Annotated in this window: 13 protein-coding genes and 2 tRNA genes; 3 read left to right on the forward strand and 12 right to left on the reverse strand. The window is 41.1% G+C overall.

Features of this window, described 5'->3' with window-relative positions; translation table 11 throughout:
• Positions 1-79 precede the first annotated feature (79 nt).
• The 6 genes from NJ959_RS05750 to NJ959_RS05775 form a co-directional block, all read right to left on the reverse strand.
• Positions 80-2695, reverse strand: coding sequence for a M1 family metallopeptidase (locus NJ959_RS05750; RefSeq protein ID WP_254010799.1), 2616 nt, complete (start codon positions 2693-2695; stop codon positions 80-82).
• Positions 2696-3157: 462 nt separating this feature from the next.
• Positions 3158-3481 (reverse strand): hypothetical protein, encoded by a 324-nt coding sequence (locus NJ959_RS05755; protein ID WP_254010800.1) that lies wholly within the window; start codon positions 3479-3481, stop codon positions 3158-3160.
• A gap of 377 nt (positions 3482-3858) precedes the next feature.
• Positions 3859-4338, reverse strand: coding sequence for a hypothetical protein (locus NJ959_RS05760; RefSeq protein WP_254010801.1), 480 nt, complete (start codon positions 4336-4338; stop codon positions 3859-3861).
• A 46-nt stretch (positions 4339-4384) separates the two neighbouring features.
• A complete protein-coding gene (locus NJ959_RS05765) occupies positions 4385-4645 on the reverse strand; it encodes a type II toxin-antitoxin system RelE family toxin (protein WP_254010802.1) in 261 nt (86 codons plus the stop codon).
• A complete protein-coding gene (locus NJ959_RS05770; protein WP_254010803.1) occupies positions 4645-4860 on the reverse strand; it encodes a hypothetical protein in 216 nt (71 codons plus the stop codon). Before NJ959_RS05770 ends, NJ959_RS05765 begins: the two co-directional genes overlap by 1 nt.
• A gap of 450 nt (positions 4861-5310) precedes the next feature.
• The gene (locus NJ959_RS05775; RefSeq protein ID WP_254010804.1) at positions 5311-6435 is read right to left on the reverse strand and encodes an ATP-grasp domain-containing protein; all 1125 of its coding nucleotides are present in this window, start codon (positions 6433-6435) and stop codon (positions 5311-5313) included.
• Between the two features lie 418 nt (positions 6436-6853).
• Here NJ959_RS05775 and NJ959_RS05780 point away from each other — a divergent pair, with 418 nt between their 5' ends.
• From NJ959_RS05780 to NJ959_RS05790, 3 genes are all read left to right on the forward strand, one after another.
• The gene (locus NJ959_RS05780) at positions 6854-8266 is read left to right on the forward strand and encodes a DNA phosphorothioation system restriction enzyme (protein WP_254010805.1); all 1413 of its coding nucleotides are present in this window, start codon (positions 6854-6856) and stop codon (positions 8264-8266) included.
• A gap of 194 nt (positions 8267-8460) precedes the next feature.
• Positions 8461-10575 carry a RecQ family ATP-dependent DNA helicase gene (locus NJ959_RS05785; protein ID WP_254010806.1) on the forward strand — a complete coding sequence of 705 codons (2115 nt, stop codon included), beginning with the start codon at positions 8461-8463 and terminating at the stop codon, positions 10573-10575.
• Between the two features lie 6 nt (positions 10576-10581).
• Positions 10582-11853 (forward strand): DNA-processing protein DprA, encoded by a 1272-nt coding sequence (locus NJ959_RS05790; RefSeq protein ID WP_254010807.1) that lies wholly within the window; start codon positions 10582-10584, stop codon positions 11851-11853.
• A 387-nt stretch (positions 11854-12240) separates the two neighbouring features.
• Here the strand turns inward: NJ959_RS05790 and NJ959_RS05795 are convergent, their stop codons facing one another.
• From NJ959_RS05795 to NJ959_RS05820, 6 genes are all read right to left on the reverse strand, one after another.
• Positions 12241-12972: a DUF7873 family protein gene (locus NJ959_RS05795; RefSeq protein ID WP_254010808.1), complete on the reverse strand. Its 732-nt coding sequence runs from the start codon at positions 12970-12972 to the stop codon at positions 12241-12243.
• Between the two features lie 82 nt (positions 12973-13054).
• Entirely contained in the window at positions 13055-14218 is a 1164-nt protein-coding gene (locus NJ959_RS05800) for a leucine-rich repeat domain-containing protein (RefSeq protein ID WP_254010809.1), read from the reverse strand.
• Between the two features lie 3 nt (positions 14219-14221).
• Positions 14222-15631 carry an SDR family NAD(P)-dependent oxidoreductase gene (locus tag NJ959_RS05805; protein WP_254010810.1) on the reverse strand — a complete coding sequence of 470 codons (1410 nt, stop codon included), beginning with the start codon at positions 15629-15631 and terminating at the stop codon, positions 14222-14224.
• Positions 15632-15775: 144 nt separating this feature from the next.
• A tRNA-Arg gene (locus NJ959_RS05810) sits at positions 15776-15849 on the reverse strand.
• A gap of 7 nt (positions 15850-15856) precedes the next feature.
• A tRNA-Glu gene (locus tag NJ959_RS05815) sits at positions 15857-15931 on the reverse strand.
• Positions 15932-16226: 295 nt separating this feature from the next.
• Positions 16227-17390, reverse strand: coding sequence for an SGNH/GDSL hydrolase family protein (locus NJ959_RS05820; protein WP_254010811.1), 1164 nt, complete (start codon positions 17388-17390; stop codon positions 16227-16229).
• Between the last annotated feature and the right edge of the window lie 407 nt (positions 17391-17797).

Genomic DNA, 17797 nt, shown 5'->3' on the forward strand with positions numbered 1-17797 from the left:
CCCCACACCCCACACCCACAAGGGGCAGAGGAGAGTTTTAATTCAAAACTCAAAACTCAAAACTCTCTTCTCCTACTCCCTACTTCACCTTGGCTTCGATGTTTTCCAGACGACTTTTGAGATCTTGATTTTCTTTTTTGATTTGATCTAATTCGTCTCGAAGCTGCTTCACAGCTTGATCTGAACCAATATTCTTCTGAACAGTTTGAATCGCTTCCTCAGCGCGGCGACGCACTCTGCCATCAGGAGTTTGTTGAGCCATCCCTCTCAACACCCCAATCGCTTTGGCGGTTTCCATTTGCGATAGTGCCCCAACGACAGCCATTTGGGTAAGGAAAAAGGTTTCCCCTGATAATTCTTCTAATTGCTCTAAAATCGTGTCAGTATTATTAGGCGTTTGACCAGTGGAAATGGTTCCCAAAGCGCGAATTGCACTGAGACGTAAGGGTTGGGGGATACCCGGTTTAGTATAATTTGCGATCGCATCTAGTGCAATGGCTGATGACTTCATCTGACTCAAACCGCCGATAGCACCAGCACGGACTACTTCATTCCAACCTGCTCTTTCCTGGAGAATTTTAGTCAGTAATTGGATAACTTCATCTTCCTTATCTTTAAGAGTTCCCGATGCCATTTTGCCGATGACTCTTGCTCCTGACGCTTCTACATAATAACTGCGATCGCCTTTTTCCAATAGCTGTTTTATTGCCTCATAGCTTTCTGTTGTTTTGGTTTTACTCAAAGATTCCACAATCGCACGGCGCACTGAGGCATTTTCATCTTGCAATCCTGCCAGTAAAGCTGTTGAGGCTTGATCCAGTTTTATTTTAGCGAGTTGTCTGGCGACTTCTACTCGCACGCCCCAGAATGGGTCACTATTTAAGGATTCCGAGAGTGCTTTTACAACTTCTAATCCGCCTTTTTTTGCTAATGCTTGGGCGGCATAGATGCGAGAAATGGGATCTGGATCGAATTTAAGTTGAGCTTTTAGTTCTGATGTAGGATATTCTAGGGAGACAGTTTTTAGGTAGTTATTTCCTTTGTCGAAGCTGATAAATTGGGGTTTTTTCTCTAGGGGGAAATAGAAACTTTGTTCTCGTTCGTTGATTCTGACGGTAATGGTTTTGAAGGTTAGTGAGTTGGTGGTTTCTGAATCGTCAGGTGTTTCGCTTGGGGTGGTATATCCGAAAGCAATGGGGATTTTTAGGTTAAATAGTTCGCTTTGGCTGCCGTTTTTATTGCCGTTTGCCTGGGTTTGAGTTATGGTAATTTTGGCTAATTGACTATCTCCGTCCCAAGAGTATGCTACTTTGTAATCTGGATGACCGCCTCGGAAAACATATTGATCGAATAGAGGTAATAGGTTACTACCTGTGGCTTTTTCAATAGCGCGGAGTAGGTCAATTGTTTCTACCGTTTTGTGAGCGTTATCTTGAACAAAGGTTTCCACAAATCGCCAGAATAACTCATCACCTAATTCTGTGCGAATCATGTGGTAGACACAAGCTCCTTTTTCGTAAAGGTGTCTGTCGTAAAGTTCAATTGCTTCTCGATAAACGTGGGTGACGATGGGACGGCGGTAGCGAGATGCGTCTTCTTCTAAATAGTTACGGGCTTCTCCTAAAAGATAGTAAGCTGCATCATCTTTTCCGTAAGTTTCTTCTGTCCACAATACTTCGGTATAGGATGCCATCCCTTCTTTAATCCAAGCATGTGACCAATGTTTAATTACTACTAAATCGCCAAACCATTGGTGGGCTAGTTCATGGGCGACTAAGCTTTCTGTATTACGATTATCAAAAGCGGCGCGTTCATCTAGCAAACAACGATCCGTTAGTAGGGTAGTGGAAGTGTTTTCCATCCCGCCAAAGATAAAGTCATCTACACATACTTGGGCGTATTTAGGAAAAGGATAGGGATAGCCAAATTTTTTGCTAAAAAATTCTACCATAAGGGGCGTTTTACCCATGCTACGACGAGCATCATCTTCTCGTCCTTTTTCGACATAATAAGTAACAGGTTTACCTTGCCATTCGTCGCGAATTTCGGCAAAGTCTCCTACAGCTAAAGTCATTAAATAGGTAGGATGGACTTGTTGCTGCAACCAGTGATAAATTTTGCTATCACCGTTATCTTCTGTGGCGATAAGTTCCCCGTTGGAAATAGCAATTAGGGGTTTGGGGACTTTGACTCGGATTTCTGAGGTGGCGAGTTGCCCGGGATAATCGAAGCAGGGAAACCAGAAACGAGAGTCTTCATCTTCTCCTTGAGTCCAAACTTGGGTCGGTTTGTTGGGATAATGTTGGTCTGGAGTGATGAAGTAGAGACCGCGTTGGGGTTTCTCGACATGGTATGCGATCGCAATGTTAATATCTTTCCCGATTTCTGTGGGATTCAGGAGCCGAATGTGCAATTCTTCGCCGTCATAGTCAAAGGTTTGGGGGGTATTATCCACCTCGACTGATTTGATATTGAGGTTAACCGCATCCAAGACTAGTTGGTCTATGTTACTCCGGACTGGCGCGATCGTCATAGTGCAAGTACCGCCAAAGCTTTGCTGAGGGATATCCAGAGCTAAATCTAGGAAAATATGCTTGACTTGTCCGGGACGATCCGGGTTATAGTGGGGTTTAGCACCCGGTAACTCGAAGGACTTGTGGCCGTTGTTATCAGAATCAAAATAGGAATGCGACATTCGTGAGCTTGTAAAAGTTAATAGTGTGATGGCTAACATCAAAGGTTGCTACCCTATTGCTTGTAGAGTAAGGCTTCCCTAACAACAGCATAACTTATTCTCAATTCCTCTATCCCAGGTCAGAGGTGAGATTAGCCTCAATCGAAAGTCTGAAGCTGTGGAGGATTTAAACTGCCTATTCAGATTTGGGTAAAGTAATCATTAGACATCTCCAAAATATAATTTCGAGATCTTTTATCTATGTAGGGGTGAAGCATTTGGGCGACAATTTATGTCGAAAACCCTAGATATACAGTCAAAATGCTTCACCCGAGCCTGGATCTTTAAACACACTCTAGGCGATAATTTATTTGTTGGAGATGTCTATTACTTTGTCCCTAGCTTAAATAGGAGTAAATATTATATGATTATTAATCAGCGCCATTTGGGAAGCGTAGATAATAATATTACTGTCAATTAGCATTATTCATCCCTACCTGGAAGTGGACGATCTTGACGCAACTCTCGCTGCCATTCTACCGGATCGCTAATATCAGCAAAGACATTACTAGCTGCAATTTTTTCCAATATTTTAACTATTTTCTGACGGCGAAACTCAGTACTTAAATTCAATCTGTCTTCTTTTAATGCTTCAATAAAACCAGGAATTTTCAATAATTCTATCGCAGATTCATTCTTTTTACGTTCTGCTAGATAAGCTAAGAAATCAGCAGCAACAAGCAGCCGTTCAGGAGATAAGCGATCGATGGATTCCTTGAGGTTCTGGCGAAGTTCTTGAGTTTTCATAGTTCATAGCTATTGAAAATTATTAGATCTATCTGTTTGATTATACCAGAAATTCTGTAATTTTGCTCTAGCGATCGCCCTTTCTTATTCACAATAGCGTGAAGGACAACTATCCAAATAGATCCCGCGATCGCAATCCGTAGAGTGTGTTGTCCCGCAGCGCAACACACCTGATAAAATCCGTAGGGTGTGTTGTCGCGCAGCGCAACACACCTGCTGAAGGTAAAAGTGGTAATATTGAGTAAAATAACTCAGCCTACAAAATAGTCTCTGGCGATAACTCATGGTGCGTTGCCCTTGGGGACAACGCACCCTACAAAATAGCTTGATATTATGGTCCGTTGCCTTGGGGACAACGGACTATACAAGATAGTTAATTAAGAGTCAGAATACCGAGTTTTTACATACTGTTTCAACACAGGATTCAAACTAAATAAAGTTATCTCTTTCTCTTCTATTACCTCCAATAAAAACCGATTTCTGAGGGAGCGCACTCCATTGACTAATTCTGACGGAGACAATTGTATTTGGTTTAAAAATTGGGAGAAAGGAAGAGGTTGAGGTTGATTAGCCAGGTGACTCATGATTGCTAATTCTGCCTGAGTCAAACGCTGAAATTGTTGAGATAATTGAAATTGTAGAGATTCATCTAAAATTGGCATCTCGCATTGTAAAAACTCAGTAACTCTACCCCCAAATAATTCTCTGACTATGAGACAGCGATTGTTGCGTAGGTGGTTGATGATTTCGGAAATTTTGGTTTCAATGTTTGGGGTAATTTCTGATTGTGAGTAGTAATTCAGGATAATATTATAATCTGCGATCGCTGGATTCTGCGATCGCTCTTTTATTCCCAAAGTGCGTGAAGCACAGCTATCACGTACTTTGGGAATCGCGCTTCAGTTAATCATAAATTTCTCTCCGGTGTCCAATCTGGTGAATAGTAATAAGCATTAAATCCTCATTAAAAGAATAAATTACCCGATAATCACCCACTCTTAACTTAAAGAAACCTGCCAGATTCGCAGACAAAGACATAGGAGTAATTTGTTCAAAATTTTCAACCAACCAATTGATTTTATTGCTTATACGATCCTGGACAGCCTGAGTCAATTTTTCTTTGTTAACCACAGCTTCTGCTGTGAACTCAACCGAATAGCTCATTAGGATTTTATGCCGATTTTGTGGTAAACTTCTCCAGCTTCGATTCGGCTTTCTCCTGTTTGTTTGCGGTTCATTGACTCTAACAATTTCAGCTTAACTTCTTCCCTAACTTCTAAACCTGTATCAGGATCGCCAAAATATTCTTCTAAGCACTGTTCAACGGTATGCCGAATCAAGTCCCGCAGTTGCTCAACTGTCATATCTTTGACTTGCATCTTAATCTCCTAGTCTGTGGAATCATCAATAAATTATAGCAATTTATAACGGAGTAAAATACGATCGGCTCTCTCTTTACCAAATAATTGATAATTATTAGCTCTATTTGTTTAATTATACCAAAAAGTCTGTAATTTTGCTCCAGCACTCGCCCTTTCTTCTTCACAATAGCCTGAAGGACAACTATCCAAATAGATCCCGCGATCGCAATCCCTAGGGTCTGTTGTCCCGCAGCCCAACACACATGTTAAAATCCGTAGGGTGTGTTGTCGCGCAGCGCAACGCACCTCCTGAAGGTATAGCGCTGCGCACTGGTGTATTTACACATTTAGAGATGGATGGTTGCTCGGGAGTACGAATATTTGAGTTAACCGTTTTATTGTCAATCGCTCTTTCTATCCAAAAATTAAAGATAGATGCACCCATAATTACTAACTACCTAAAGTCAATTACAATCGCTGTTTCAAAATAGATCGCAATTTATCCTGCTGTTCCACATTTCCAGCCAGTAAAACACCAATCTTACCCACCAGAATACTCCCCCAATTAACGAATACAACACCTGTCTCGGTTTGGGGATTAAATTCAATTCCGCTAAGATCTATTTCATCCAGAGAGCGATATTGTGTAGTAAAGGTTTCCCCACTCCAATGATTTACCTTGAGTTTGTTAGCAATCCCAGTTGGATAAGAAGCACCATTAAAGCGGGGATTACATTCAATGGCTAGATAACGAGTATTTTCTCCCTCTTCTACCACCGCTACATCAAAAGCAAAGACATCTTTCATCCCCTTTTGCGCCATCCATTTGGCGATAGGATCGACAAGTTCCCAGGGTTGGTGGGGACTGGGATAGCGGTTACCGATGTGGGTACAACCATCGAGGATTTGGTAAGTCGCTGCTAGACGTTTTAATCCAGCTTCTGTTACCTGATATTGCAGATTTAAAAAGGAGGAAGCTTTCACTTCCTCCTGTATTTGTAATGGTATATCATTGGGTGTTTTCTGCAAAACTGATGCAAGATATTCTGGGTTTTCACAGCGGTGAATTCCCGCCCCGGCAACAGCAACAGCGGGTTTTAGATAACAGGGATAGGGAAATGTTTCTAAATTTGCGATGGCTTTGCCCGCCCCAGGGATTGCTGTTTTGGTTTCAAAGCACAAGGTTTTCGGTACTTTCACTCCCAACTCTTTCGCCACCTTCATAAAGTTGTTCTTGGAGTTGATCGACTGTACCACATTAAACCAATTTGCATCAAGCTCCTGAAACCAAGTTGCTTGCCAACTATTGAGATTTGTGGTATCGCCAAAGTAGAAAACAGAAATATCGTAGTTTGGGTAATCGGCACATATCTTTAAGGAGACATCCCAGATTACATTTTGGCTATAATTTAACCCAACGCGATCGTAATGAGCAGTAATCGCATTCCATTGTGATTTTAACTCTGGATGCAATTGGATAATATCCTCGATCTCAGTTAAACCTAGCACCCGTCCCGAATACAGATGATTACCGAGAACAGACTCATCGGTGCAAGTCATGATATCATGATTAAATAGCTTGTGCCGGATCATTTCCTAATCTCCATCATGGAAGGACGCAATTTTTCTCGCGACAGCATACCCCAAAATTCCTGATGGAATGGGGAAGATATCGCGATAATTTGAGAGGTGAGACAGAAGGCTAAAAAATAGCCAGACAAATTTAGGTCAGTTAGATGACCTGTCTTATATTACATCCTGTACAAATTTTTGATCAATATGTAAAAATACCTTTTTTTTGACCAGGAAGATATATTGTATAAGGTTGATACTTATTTGAGGGTAAAAGATATTTTATACTGAAAATTCATACTTGATCGTGACAATTTAATTGAAACTTCACCGAATCTTTATGGGCAATTAACCCTGAAAAAGCGATGCCGAAGGCAGGCGTTGCTATCGCACATCTGTAGCAAGACTCAATCAGGTAACCATCTCAACTGTAGCTGAAATGCCGGATCAATACTCCTTGGATTCATCGCCAAACAATCAATTATTAGGATGTCCTCTCATACCATCATATCTCCAACTGCGACAATATCAGCAAGAAGCAGTAAGGAATTGGTTTGCCAATAAAGGGCGAGGTACATTGAAGATGGCGACGGGGAGTGGCAAGACTATTACGGGACTTACAATCGCAACTGAATTATATCAACAAATTGGTTTACAAGTTTTACTAATCGTTTGTCCTTATCGTCATTTAGTTACTCAATGGGGGCGAGAATGTCAGAGTTTTAATTTAGAACCAATTTTAGCCTTTGAGACGGTGCGGAGTTGGCAAAGTCAATTGTCTATTGCCCTGTATAATCTACATTCCGGCAACCAGCCGTTTCTGACGATTATTACCACGAATGCTACCTTAATTAGCGATGGGTTTCAGTCACAGTTAAAGTATTTTCCCGATAAAACTCTAATTGTGGGAGATGAAGCCCATAACTTAGGTTCCCGACGGACAGAAGAAAGTTTACCTCGGAATATTGGTTTACGGCTTGGGCTTTCTGCTACTCCAGAAAGGTATTTTGATGAAGAGGGTACGGATAGTTTATTGAGTTATTTTGGTGCAGTTTTACAACCTGAACTAACTTTAGCTGATGCGATTCTTCAAGGGGCACTTGTCCATTATCTTTACTATCCCGTATTGGTAGAATTAACTGAATCTGAGACAGCTTTTTATGCTAAATTAACGAAACGGATTGGCTGGGCGCTGAATAGTAAAGAGAATATTAGTATTCAGAATAATGATACAGTAACATCCTTATTAATGCAGCGGGCTAGATTAATTGGCTCTGCGGCTAATAAGTTAAATGCTTTGCGGGAGTTAATGGTAGGGCGTTTGGATACTTCTCACACTCTATTCTATTGTGGGGATGGCTCTGTTGAAGGAGAATTAAGTCAAGAGAGTAGCCGTCAGTTAGCGGCGGTAACTCGGTTATTGGGAACTGAATTAGGTTATCGAGTAAATACTTATACGGCTGATACAGCTTTGGTGGAAAGGGAGGAGTTGCGGCGACAATTTGAAAGGGGAGAATTGCAGGGGTTGGTGGCAATTAGGTGTTTGGATGAAGGGGTGGATATTCCGGCGATTAAAACTGCGGTTATTTTGGCTAGTAGTGGGAATCCGCGCCAATTTATTCAACGGCGGGGACGGATTTTGCGCCCTCATCCAGGGAAGGAAAGGGCTACTTTATTTGATACGATTGTTTTGCCGCCTGATTTGGGGCGAGAGACGTTGGAAGTGGAACGGAATTTGTTGAGAAAAGAGTTGAAGAGATTTTTGGAGTTTGCTGATTTGGCTGATAATGCTGGGGAGGCTAGGGTTAAGTTGCTTCAGCTTCAGAAACGGTATGGGTTGTTGGATATGTGATGTTTTTATTGGTTATTTGTTATTTGTCATTGGTTATTTATCATCTATCATTGGTAAGAGTTTTATGCCAAGTTGCAGATCGTAGTAGAGTATTTAGCTTGGGTTTCGTGCCTGATAGTGTTAGCGAAATATAAGCGATATCACTGACATGTTAGAATACAATAGATAGATGACAAACTGAACCACAGATTAATATGGAATCAGAACTTAGACATAAGGCATTATTGCTTCTCCGTCAAGCTCTCAATAACCCAAAAGCTGACTTTCGGGATGGACAATGGGAAGCAATTGCTACCTTAATTGAAAATCCATCAAGGTTACTAGTTGTTCAACGCACAGGTTGGGGCAAAAGTCTAGTCTATTTTTTAGCAACTCGCTTATTAAGAGATCGTGGTGCTGGTTGTACTCTTCTTATTTCACCACTACTTTCTCTGATGAGGAACCAAATTGCTGCTGCTCAAAGAATTGAGGTTAAAGCGACGACAATTAATTCTAGTAATAGAGAAGAATGGAAATTGATAGAAAAGCAGTTAATAGCAGGAAAAGTTGACGTATTACTGATTTCTCCAGAACGACTGGCAAACGATCAATTTCGGGAACATGTTCTACTACCAATATCTCAACGAATTGGATTGTTTGTCGTTGATGAAGCTCACTGTATTTCTGACTGGGGACACGATTTTCGCCCAGACTATCGACGGATTGTACGAATTTTGAACGCGCTTCCCCAGAATATCCCAGCCCTGGCAACAACCGCTACAGCAAATAATCGAGTTGTTAACGATATCATAGCTCAACTGGGTTCAAAGCTACAGATATCTAGAGGAACTTTGATACGCCAAAGTTTGCAACTGCAAAATATTAAGCTGAAGAGTCAAGCAGAAAGAATGGCGTGGTTAGCCGAACAGCTTCCTAAGTTACCTGGAAGTGGTATTATTTATACACTGACTGTCAGAGATGCCGAACGAGTTGCCGAGTGGTTACAGACTCAAGGAATTAATGCCAAAGCTTATCACGGCAAATTAAATAATGAAGAAAATGAAGCATCACGGGAAGTAGTAGAAGACGAACTTATTAATAATGAAATTAAAGCATTAGTCGCAACTACCGCTTTAGGAATGGGATTTGACAAACCTGATTTAGGATTTGTTATTCATTACCAACGTCCAGGTTCTGTTGTCCATTATTATCAGCAAGTGGGACGAGCAGGTAGAGCCGTTGAGCAAGCTTATGGGATTCTTCTGTGTGGTGATGAAGATGACAATATTACTAACTATTTTATTCAAACTGCATTTCCTCCAGAAGCACATACACAAGAAGTTTTAAATATCCTCAACCAAGCGGACAACGGTTTATCTGTGCCTCAGTTGGAGCAAAAACTCAATCTTTCTAGAGGACAAATTGATAAGGTTTTAAAACTGCTATCTCTGGAGTCTCCTGCACCTGTTACGAAACAAGATTCTAAGTGGAAGGCTACAGCAGTTAATTATCAACCCGACAGGGATAAAATTGAACAGTTGCAGGAAATTCGCCGTGCTGAACAAGCTCAGATGCGGGACTATATGGAAAGCAAGGAATGCTTGATGGCTTTTTTATCCAAGGCTTTAGATGATCCTAATCCAACTATTTGCGGCAAATGTGCTGTATGTTTAGGTAACCCTTTATTGCCAGAAACTTACTCACTGGAACCAGTCAATCAAGCAATTCAGTATTTACGGCGCAGTAACCAGATTATCGAACCTCGCAAACAATGGGCGTTAAAAGAAGCATTCCCAATTTATGAATTTTCTGGCAGAATTAAAGACAACCTAAAATCTGAGGAAGGTAGGGCATTATCTCTGTGGGGTGATGCAGGTTGGGGAGAATTAGTAAAACAGGGTAAATATCGAGATAATCATTTTGATGATGCCCTTGTCGAGGGTGTATTTGAAATGATCCAACGTTGGCAACCCCAACCCTTTCCCACTTGGGTAACTTGTGTACCTTCCCTTAATCATCCACAACTCGTACCCAATTTTGCTCAACGACTGGCTGAAAAATTAAATTTACCTTTTCAGCAAGTTGTTCGTAAAGTTAGCCAAAATAAACAACAAAAAGAGATGAGTAATAGTTACCAACAGGCTCATAATTTAGATGGTGTATTTGAGGTTGATACTTGGCAAAATATGAAGGGTGCAGTTTTCTTAATTGATGATATGGTAGATTCTCGTTGGACATTTACTGTTATTGCCGCACTTTTACGTCGTGCTGGTAGCGGTGAAGTTTTTCCTCTCGCCTTAGCACTCAACTCTTTAGATCGAGGAGATTAAAAAATCATGTTAAACTATATGCTTTCACCTGATACCCAAGCCATTCTACTCCTCTGTGCCAGCTTTGGGCAAAATCGCCAAACGGAACCCCAACCCCTGACGCTAAGTGAGTATAACGCTGTCGAGAGTTGGCTGGATGAAAATGATATGATTCCGCAAGATTTGCTGAATCAAACAGTTAAAAATTGGTTATCAAGAAGTACTATTGGTAAGCTTAACTCTGAGAGATTAATAGCCTTACTAGAACGGGGTTTTATGCTAAGTTTGGCAGTGGAAAAATGGACAAATCAGGGATTGTGGATACTGGGAAGAGGAGATAACCAATATCCTAAACATCTCAAGCAAAAACTGAGACATTCAGCACCACCAATTATCTATGGAGTTGGTAATATAGAATTGCTTTCTCAAGGAGGACTAGCAATTGTCGGTTCTCGTGATGTTGATGAAGAAGGATTGAGTTTTACCTATAGAGTTGTACAAACTTGTGCTGAAGAAGGAATTAATGTGATTTCTGGTGGGGCGCGAGGGGTAGATCAAGCTTCAATGTTGGGTGTTTTAGCTACTGGCGGAACATCTGTTGGTGTGGTTGCTGATAGTTTAAGTAAAACTGCTGTTGCTGGAAAATATCGCGCGGCTATTAAAGAAGGTAGACTTACTCTAATTTCTACTTACGATCCCAATGCTAGCTTCAGTGCTGGTAATGCTATGGGTAGAAATAAGTATATCTATGGTTTGGCTGATTATGCTCTTGTTGTGACTTCTTCAGTTGGTAAGGGTGGTACTTGGGCGGGTGCAACGGAAGCAATCGAAAGGATAAAAGATGTGCCAATTTTTGTCCGGTTATGGGGAAATGCACCAGTGGGAAATCGAGAACTACTTAAAAAGGGAGCAAAGTCTTTTCCGGAAGAACCTTGGGATAATTCTTTAAAGACACTTTTAGCAGCAGCATCTTCACAGATTGAAGCAACAAATTATCAAGTGCAAGGAACAGAATCTGAGAGAACAAATGGGATTATACACCAACCATTAGAAGTTGCCCAATCATTGGTGAATTCGCCTATTATTGTTAATAATTCATTGATAAAAGATATCTATGAAGCAGTTTTACCATTTATCCTTAAACAGTTAGATAATCCTAAAGATGCCAAATCTCTGGCTCAATGTCTGGATGTAAGAAAAGTACAGATTGAGGATTGGTTAAGTAAGGCTGTCAAAGAAGGTAAGGTGACAAAAACGAAAAATCCAGTGGCTTATGTCGCTAATAAGTTGTTGCTATAATCCTCAACAATACTCCCACGTTAAAACCCCGGCAAGTCTATCCTAATTGCCGGGGTAGTTTGATAACGCCAATCCTATTTTTTTAATTTCCAGTTTCCGTAGCATCAATCTGATGCTGTGAGGTTTTACCACTAAACTACCTCCCCGTAATTAGAGGAGAGGGCAGGATTTGAACCTGCGTCTCAATAGCCTTGTACTACGAATATCGATACAGGAGGCGAGTTTTTAGAAATGAGATTGGAGCAATAGCTTGAACTTGATTCTGAGATTAACAGGCAGGGTGGCTTTACCAATTTGCCTACCCCCAGATAGTCTAGGGGACAGGATTTGAACCTGTAAATACCCTACTGGATTCAAAATGAACTTGTACTCCAATTCTATTATAGTCTACCTAGCAAACAAATAACCAAAAATTGCACTAGCAACTTGCCGCTGCTGCACTTCCCTGCCATTTGCTTCTTCTCTGGCTTGAATCACTGCTTTTTGCAACAAATCCACTCGCCGCAACATCAGATTCACCCTGTCTTGAGGCATAGCACCTGAAAATTCTATCAAACTCCAAGTGCCTTCCACAACATCTTTGGAAACTTCTTTAATTTGGGCTGGATGATGTTCCGTTGCTTCATAAGCAACAACAAAGTCAGTAATTTTCTTAGTTTTCACTGTTTCCTTGGGACTGGTAACATAGCATCCCCGATTAGGGTCATGTTGCCAATCTTTATCGATGGAAAGTATGGGTAGTGAAGCAATGAATGACTTAATATCCTGAAGCTGCTTTTCCAGAAACAATAGATAGGAAACAGGAACATCTGTCAAAATAGTCTGTCCCTCCACTATCACCGATGCTTTTGCCTCAGTATTAGCATTGTCCTGAGTAGCAGCCAAATCTAAAAATTCCGAACAAGATTGGACAAACTTATCAATCAAATCATCAGCCTTCAGCGTCAATTTCTGCGACTCAGGCGGATAGACATAACCATCCTCTTCCCTCGGCTGATAAGTTCGACTCAACCCTTGAAACAAGGCAATCTTCTGACAAAGTTGAGACACCTCTGTTTTGCCCTTACTGGCATTAGCCTTAACAGATTGCAACACAGCAATTAACTGATTTAACTTCATATCACCACCAAAATTAGTAAATTGAATTCTTTCCGCACCTGTTTATCTGTTTGTAGTAGGCACTTCAGTGCCTAAAAATAATCTAACGATAAACACTCTCAATCAAAGCCACACTACGCGGTTTGCCTAACACCTTACCCAAATTCAACCTCCGGTTACGTTCCAAAAGTATCTCAATTCTTCCATCTAACTTACCATCCCAAATTAAATCACACAATTTTCGATTAATTTCCAAAGCACTAATTAAGGCGATTTTACCCTCCTCACCAATTCCATTCCTCGCCAGATTCAGCTTCCCTAAAGTTTGGTTATTTATCAGAAAATCAGCTAAAATCCTTGCACCTACATCTCCAATCTGATTAGGCTGTGCTACTAACACTCGTGTTGAAGTACTATAACCCAAATCCAGATTACTAATAGTGGGATGAGTTAGCAATCCTGCTAATAATGCCCTACACCCTGCTACCCCAATCCCATTGCTAGCCAACCCTAAATCTATCAGTGTTTGATTCGATCGTAACCCATCTGCTAAAATTATAACACCAGAATCCCCCAGATGATTAACATTAAGAAACAAACCAGTAATTACAGGATTATGGCTTAAAAGATTAGCCAGTAAAGCCGCATGACTGGGCTGAATTTGATTCCCGCCCAAATACAACCTTTCCACAGTCCGATTACAATCAGTCAAAACCTCTAAAATCGCCGCTAATCCCTCTTCTCCTATTTTAGTATTAACTAAATCCAGCGTGCGAATACTTTGATTATGCCGCAACATTTCAGCAAGATAATACGCACCAACCACGCCAATCGGATTGCGCTTTAACCACAAACCAGTTACAGATTGATTATGGGTTAATGCGTCAGCAAGTACCTCAATACCTGTGGCGGAAATAGCGTTACAACCTAGATAGACAATCTCTAAATTGTGGTTATGTCGAATCAACCGCGCCACATCTTCAGCACCAAAATCACCAATCCCATTAGTGCCCAGTAATAAACTCGCGATCGCAGAATTATTTGTCAAGGCTTCCGTAACTAAATGACATCCCGTCACTCCTAAACTTTGCTTGCACAAATCCAGTCGTCCATCGGGCATAACTGTACCACGGGGGAAGACTATTTTTCCAGTTATTGGTTGATTGCTATTGAGATAATCGATTAATGATTCCAGATTAATTAAAACTTCCTCACTAGACTCAATAGAATTAGGTAATGGACAATGAAGATGCGAATTTATCATCATTTTCTACCAGGGATAAGGGGCATAATCTTTTAGGAAATGACCATAAATAGGGGTATCATGGTTTTCTATGCCTTGGACAATCGGATCGTAAATCCTTGCCATACCATCAATTACATCTAATGGAGTGTAAAATTTTTGCTCTCTTTCCACTCGCATTTTCTTAGGATAAGGGTTTTCATTGGTAATCCAGCCTGTATCAACACTATTCATAAAAATATTATCGTTAGCATAATCCGCCGCCGAGGTTCGTGTCATCATATTTAAGGCTGCTTTTGCCATGTTGGTATGAGGATGATAGGGTGTTTTGCTGTCGCGGTTGAATTGTCCTTCCATTGCCGAAACGTTGATGATAAAGCGTCTTTTAAAGGACGATCGCATTAGTAATGGTTTTAGTTTACTATTGATAATGAAGGGTGCGATCGCATTTACTAATTGTACTTCAAGTAACTCCATGGTGTTAACCTCATCCAGTTTTAGCAACCAGCTATTTATCGGGCGCAAATCTAGTTGTTGTCCATCCCCATCTAAGTGATGTGCTGGGAAGTAATTGCTAATCGCCTCCGGAAGATGATCTTGGTAGATTGGTTGATGTTCGAGTAAAATTGCTCGATCTTGAGATAGCTTTTTATTTGATAAATTGCCATTACTCAGAATTAACCTTTGTGCTTTTTCTGATAGTATTTGTCCTGCTTCATCTTCTCCTGCCAGTAGATGTTGGTAAAATGCTAAGGGACGTTTTATGGTTTGGGCGGCATTATTGATGATAATATCGAGTCCCGATTCGGTATGGAGTAAATCCTGTACGAATCTTTCCACTGCTGGGATATTGCGCAAATCCAGTCCATGAATTTGCAGGCGATTGTGCCACTCATCAAAATCGGGTTCTTGATTATAACGATAAGCAGAGTTGTATGGAAATCTGCTAGTGAGAATTACCCTAGCCCCATCCCGCAATAGCCGCAATACCATCTGATAGCCAATCTTAATTCTGCCACCTGTGACTAGGGCAATTCGCCCAGTTAAATTGGTAGACTGTTGTCGTTTTTGGTAGTTGAAGGCAGCACAGTTTGGGCAGAGTGAATGATAAAAGAAATGAATTTGGGTATAGGGAGTTTTACAGATGTAACAAGAAATGGGTTTATGTAAATCTTGAGAATTTGTAGTTGATTCTGGCAAAAGAGCGAATGGTTTTTGTTGGTGCTGATACTGCACTATGACAGTTAATGCTTTGAGTTGGCTATCTTCAATCCGGCGCTGTTGCTGTTGAGTTTGACGCAGATTTTTTCGCCCCTCTTTATATATTTTAGCAATCAGGCTTTTGAAGCGATGATGTTCGTTCATTATCGCTGGATTGTCGGAAATTTCCTGCAAAACATTAAGGCATATTTCTAATTTATCTGGTGGGATATTCATCTTTACCCGCTGCGAGGAGAGATGGAGTAAATAGGACTTACGCAGTTACATTACTAATAGTGTTAATGGTCGATTATCCTTTGCCAATGGACTCTACATATAGAGTTTCTGCGTAACTTCCGATCAAAAAACCCCTTGAGGGGGTGGGGAGTAAGAGGAATCGAACCTCTACTTCTTCCTTAGATAGTAAAGCACTCTTCCGTTGAGCTATAGTCCCCAAAAAGGTGGGAATGAGGGAGACTCGAACTCCCAACCTCTGCCGTGAAAGGGCAGCGCTCTTCCAATTGAGCTACCAATCCCAAATCCCTGAAATTAAATATACTACATTATGTATTCTTTGAGATATAGATGTCAAGTCTTTAACTGAGATCTTGCACCTAGTCTTAGCGATTAGAAATCGCGGCTAGAGAAACCAAGTCCACCTGCGCACACTAACAGAAAATCAAGGCTTTTAAACCCACGCAGGTGGGTTTTGTCTGTGTAGCGGCGACTTCTAGTCGCAGGCGTGCAAGATCTAAGTTTAACCAAAAATCCCCGACTTCTCCAAGAAATCGGGGATCTAACACTAGCAATAACGAACCCAAACTGAAATTCATCAAGCAACTTTAGCCACATCATCCGGCAACTGAGACTTCCGCAGTGATTTCTTCGATTTACCGTACACCAACCACCCCGCCCCCAACAATCCTAGGGCAATTGGAGATGTCGGTTCCGGAACAGACTTACGATCTGACTCTAGGGCTTCCCAAGCAGCTTTTGCTAATTCCTTCTGCCCTGCGGTTGTCGGATGAATACCATCCCAGAATAAATAATCATCTGGTTGGCTACAAACTGTGAAGGTATCTGGATTTAAGCAAGATTCAGTCACATTCGTAAAACCAAATTGTCCGGGATTGGAGCGAAGCTTATTCAATTGGCTAAAAACATCCAAACCGATAATGTTAATATCCGGTATTGCTGTTTCCAAACCATTGATGGTGTTATCTAAGAGGGTGTTATGAGCAATAGTTTTAGCAGTCAGAATGTCAGAAGCGACTGGAGGATTGGGACTAAGAGCGCGAGGTGTCTTGCCTAAATCTGGTAAATTTGGGACTAAGAAATTACGAGCGCCGAGAGCGTAAAGTGATTGAATAGCTGTCGCTAAATTCCCCACTGATACCACAGGATTACCATCAGGAACTGTTTGATAATCATTCGGTCCTGCAAATACCACATAGAGAGCGTCTTGATCGGCTTGTTGACCAATTGTGGCTAAGTCATTGGCAAATAAACCAACTTGAGTTAGGACTCCTGGTACAAGTTCACCGAAATCTCCAGCACCAAATTGTCCCGTTTGCGCCGCACCAAAAGCGAAGTTAACGCTGTTGGTAGCAGTTGCACCGTTGAAGAAGGGACTAATAACAGGTTTATTGTTGATTAAGGTAATCGGAGAAAACGTGCTAGAGCCTGGGAAAAGTACGGACAATTCTGTAGATGCTTTGAGATTTATGCCCAAATCTTGTGCTAAATAGTCCGCCCAATTCAAACCATTAGAAAAACGTCCTCCCGGTTCGTAAGGGGGAACTGTTGGCTGGATGGGTGGAACTGAGCCAGGAGGTAAACCTAGCTGATTTGCTGCTTTAGTAGCATTATAAATGTTACCAGGATCGGAGAGGCTGTCCCCAAAAACATACATATGATTAAATGTGGAAGCCTCAGCCGCAACGGGCAACATGAAGGTAAAAATGGTAAAACCAGCCGCAATAATTGGTTGTTTCATGGTTTTCTGCACACCTTGATGACGTTTGCAAGAGAGAGAGCGTGAAAGATAACAGCGAGTCAGGACAAATAAACGATTTGAGGTTAAGACATATTAAGAAATTGTTTGCAAAGTAAACCTGAGTATGTAGATGCTTCCCAGACTCTTATTGATTTCGCTTTATTTGTGCCAACTAAGTTCAAGGTAGGTGTTGTTACTGCTTCGACAGCAGCAACACCTACCTTGAACTTATAACTCTACCATAAATTTACCAAAAATTTACAAATAAAGTTTAATTTCTCCTACTTTAGGCTTGATCTTTCAAAAATGGGCTATACTTCATGGTTTATCCGTACTTTATTCTAAACTTCATCGTAACTTCACATTAACTTCATCGTAACTTCACATTAACTTCATCGTAACTTTAT

The organism is Limnofasciculus baicalensis BBK-W-15 (assembly GCF_024178385.1).
GTDB classification, from domain to species: domain Bacteria; phylum Cyanobacteriota; class Cyanobacteriia; order Cyanobacteriales; family Coleofasciculaceae; genus Limnofasciculus; species Limnofasciculus baicalensis.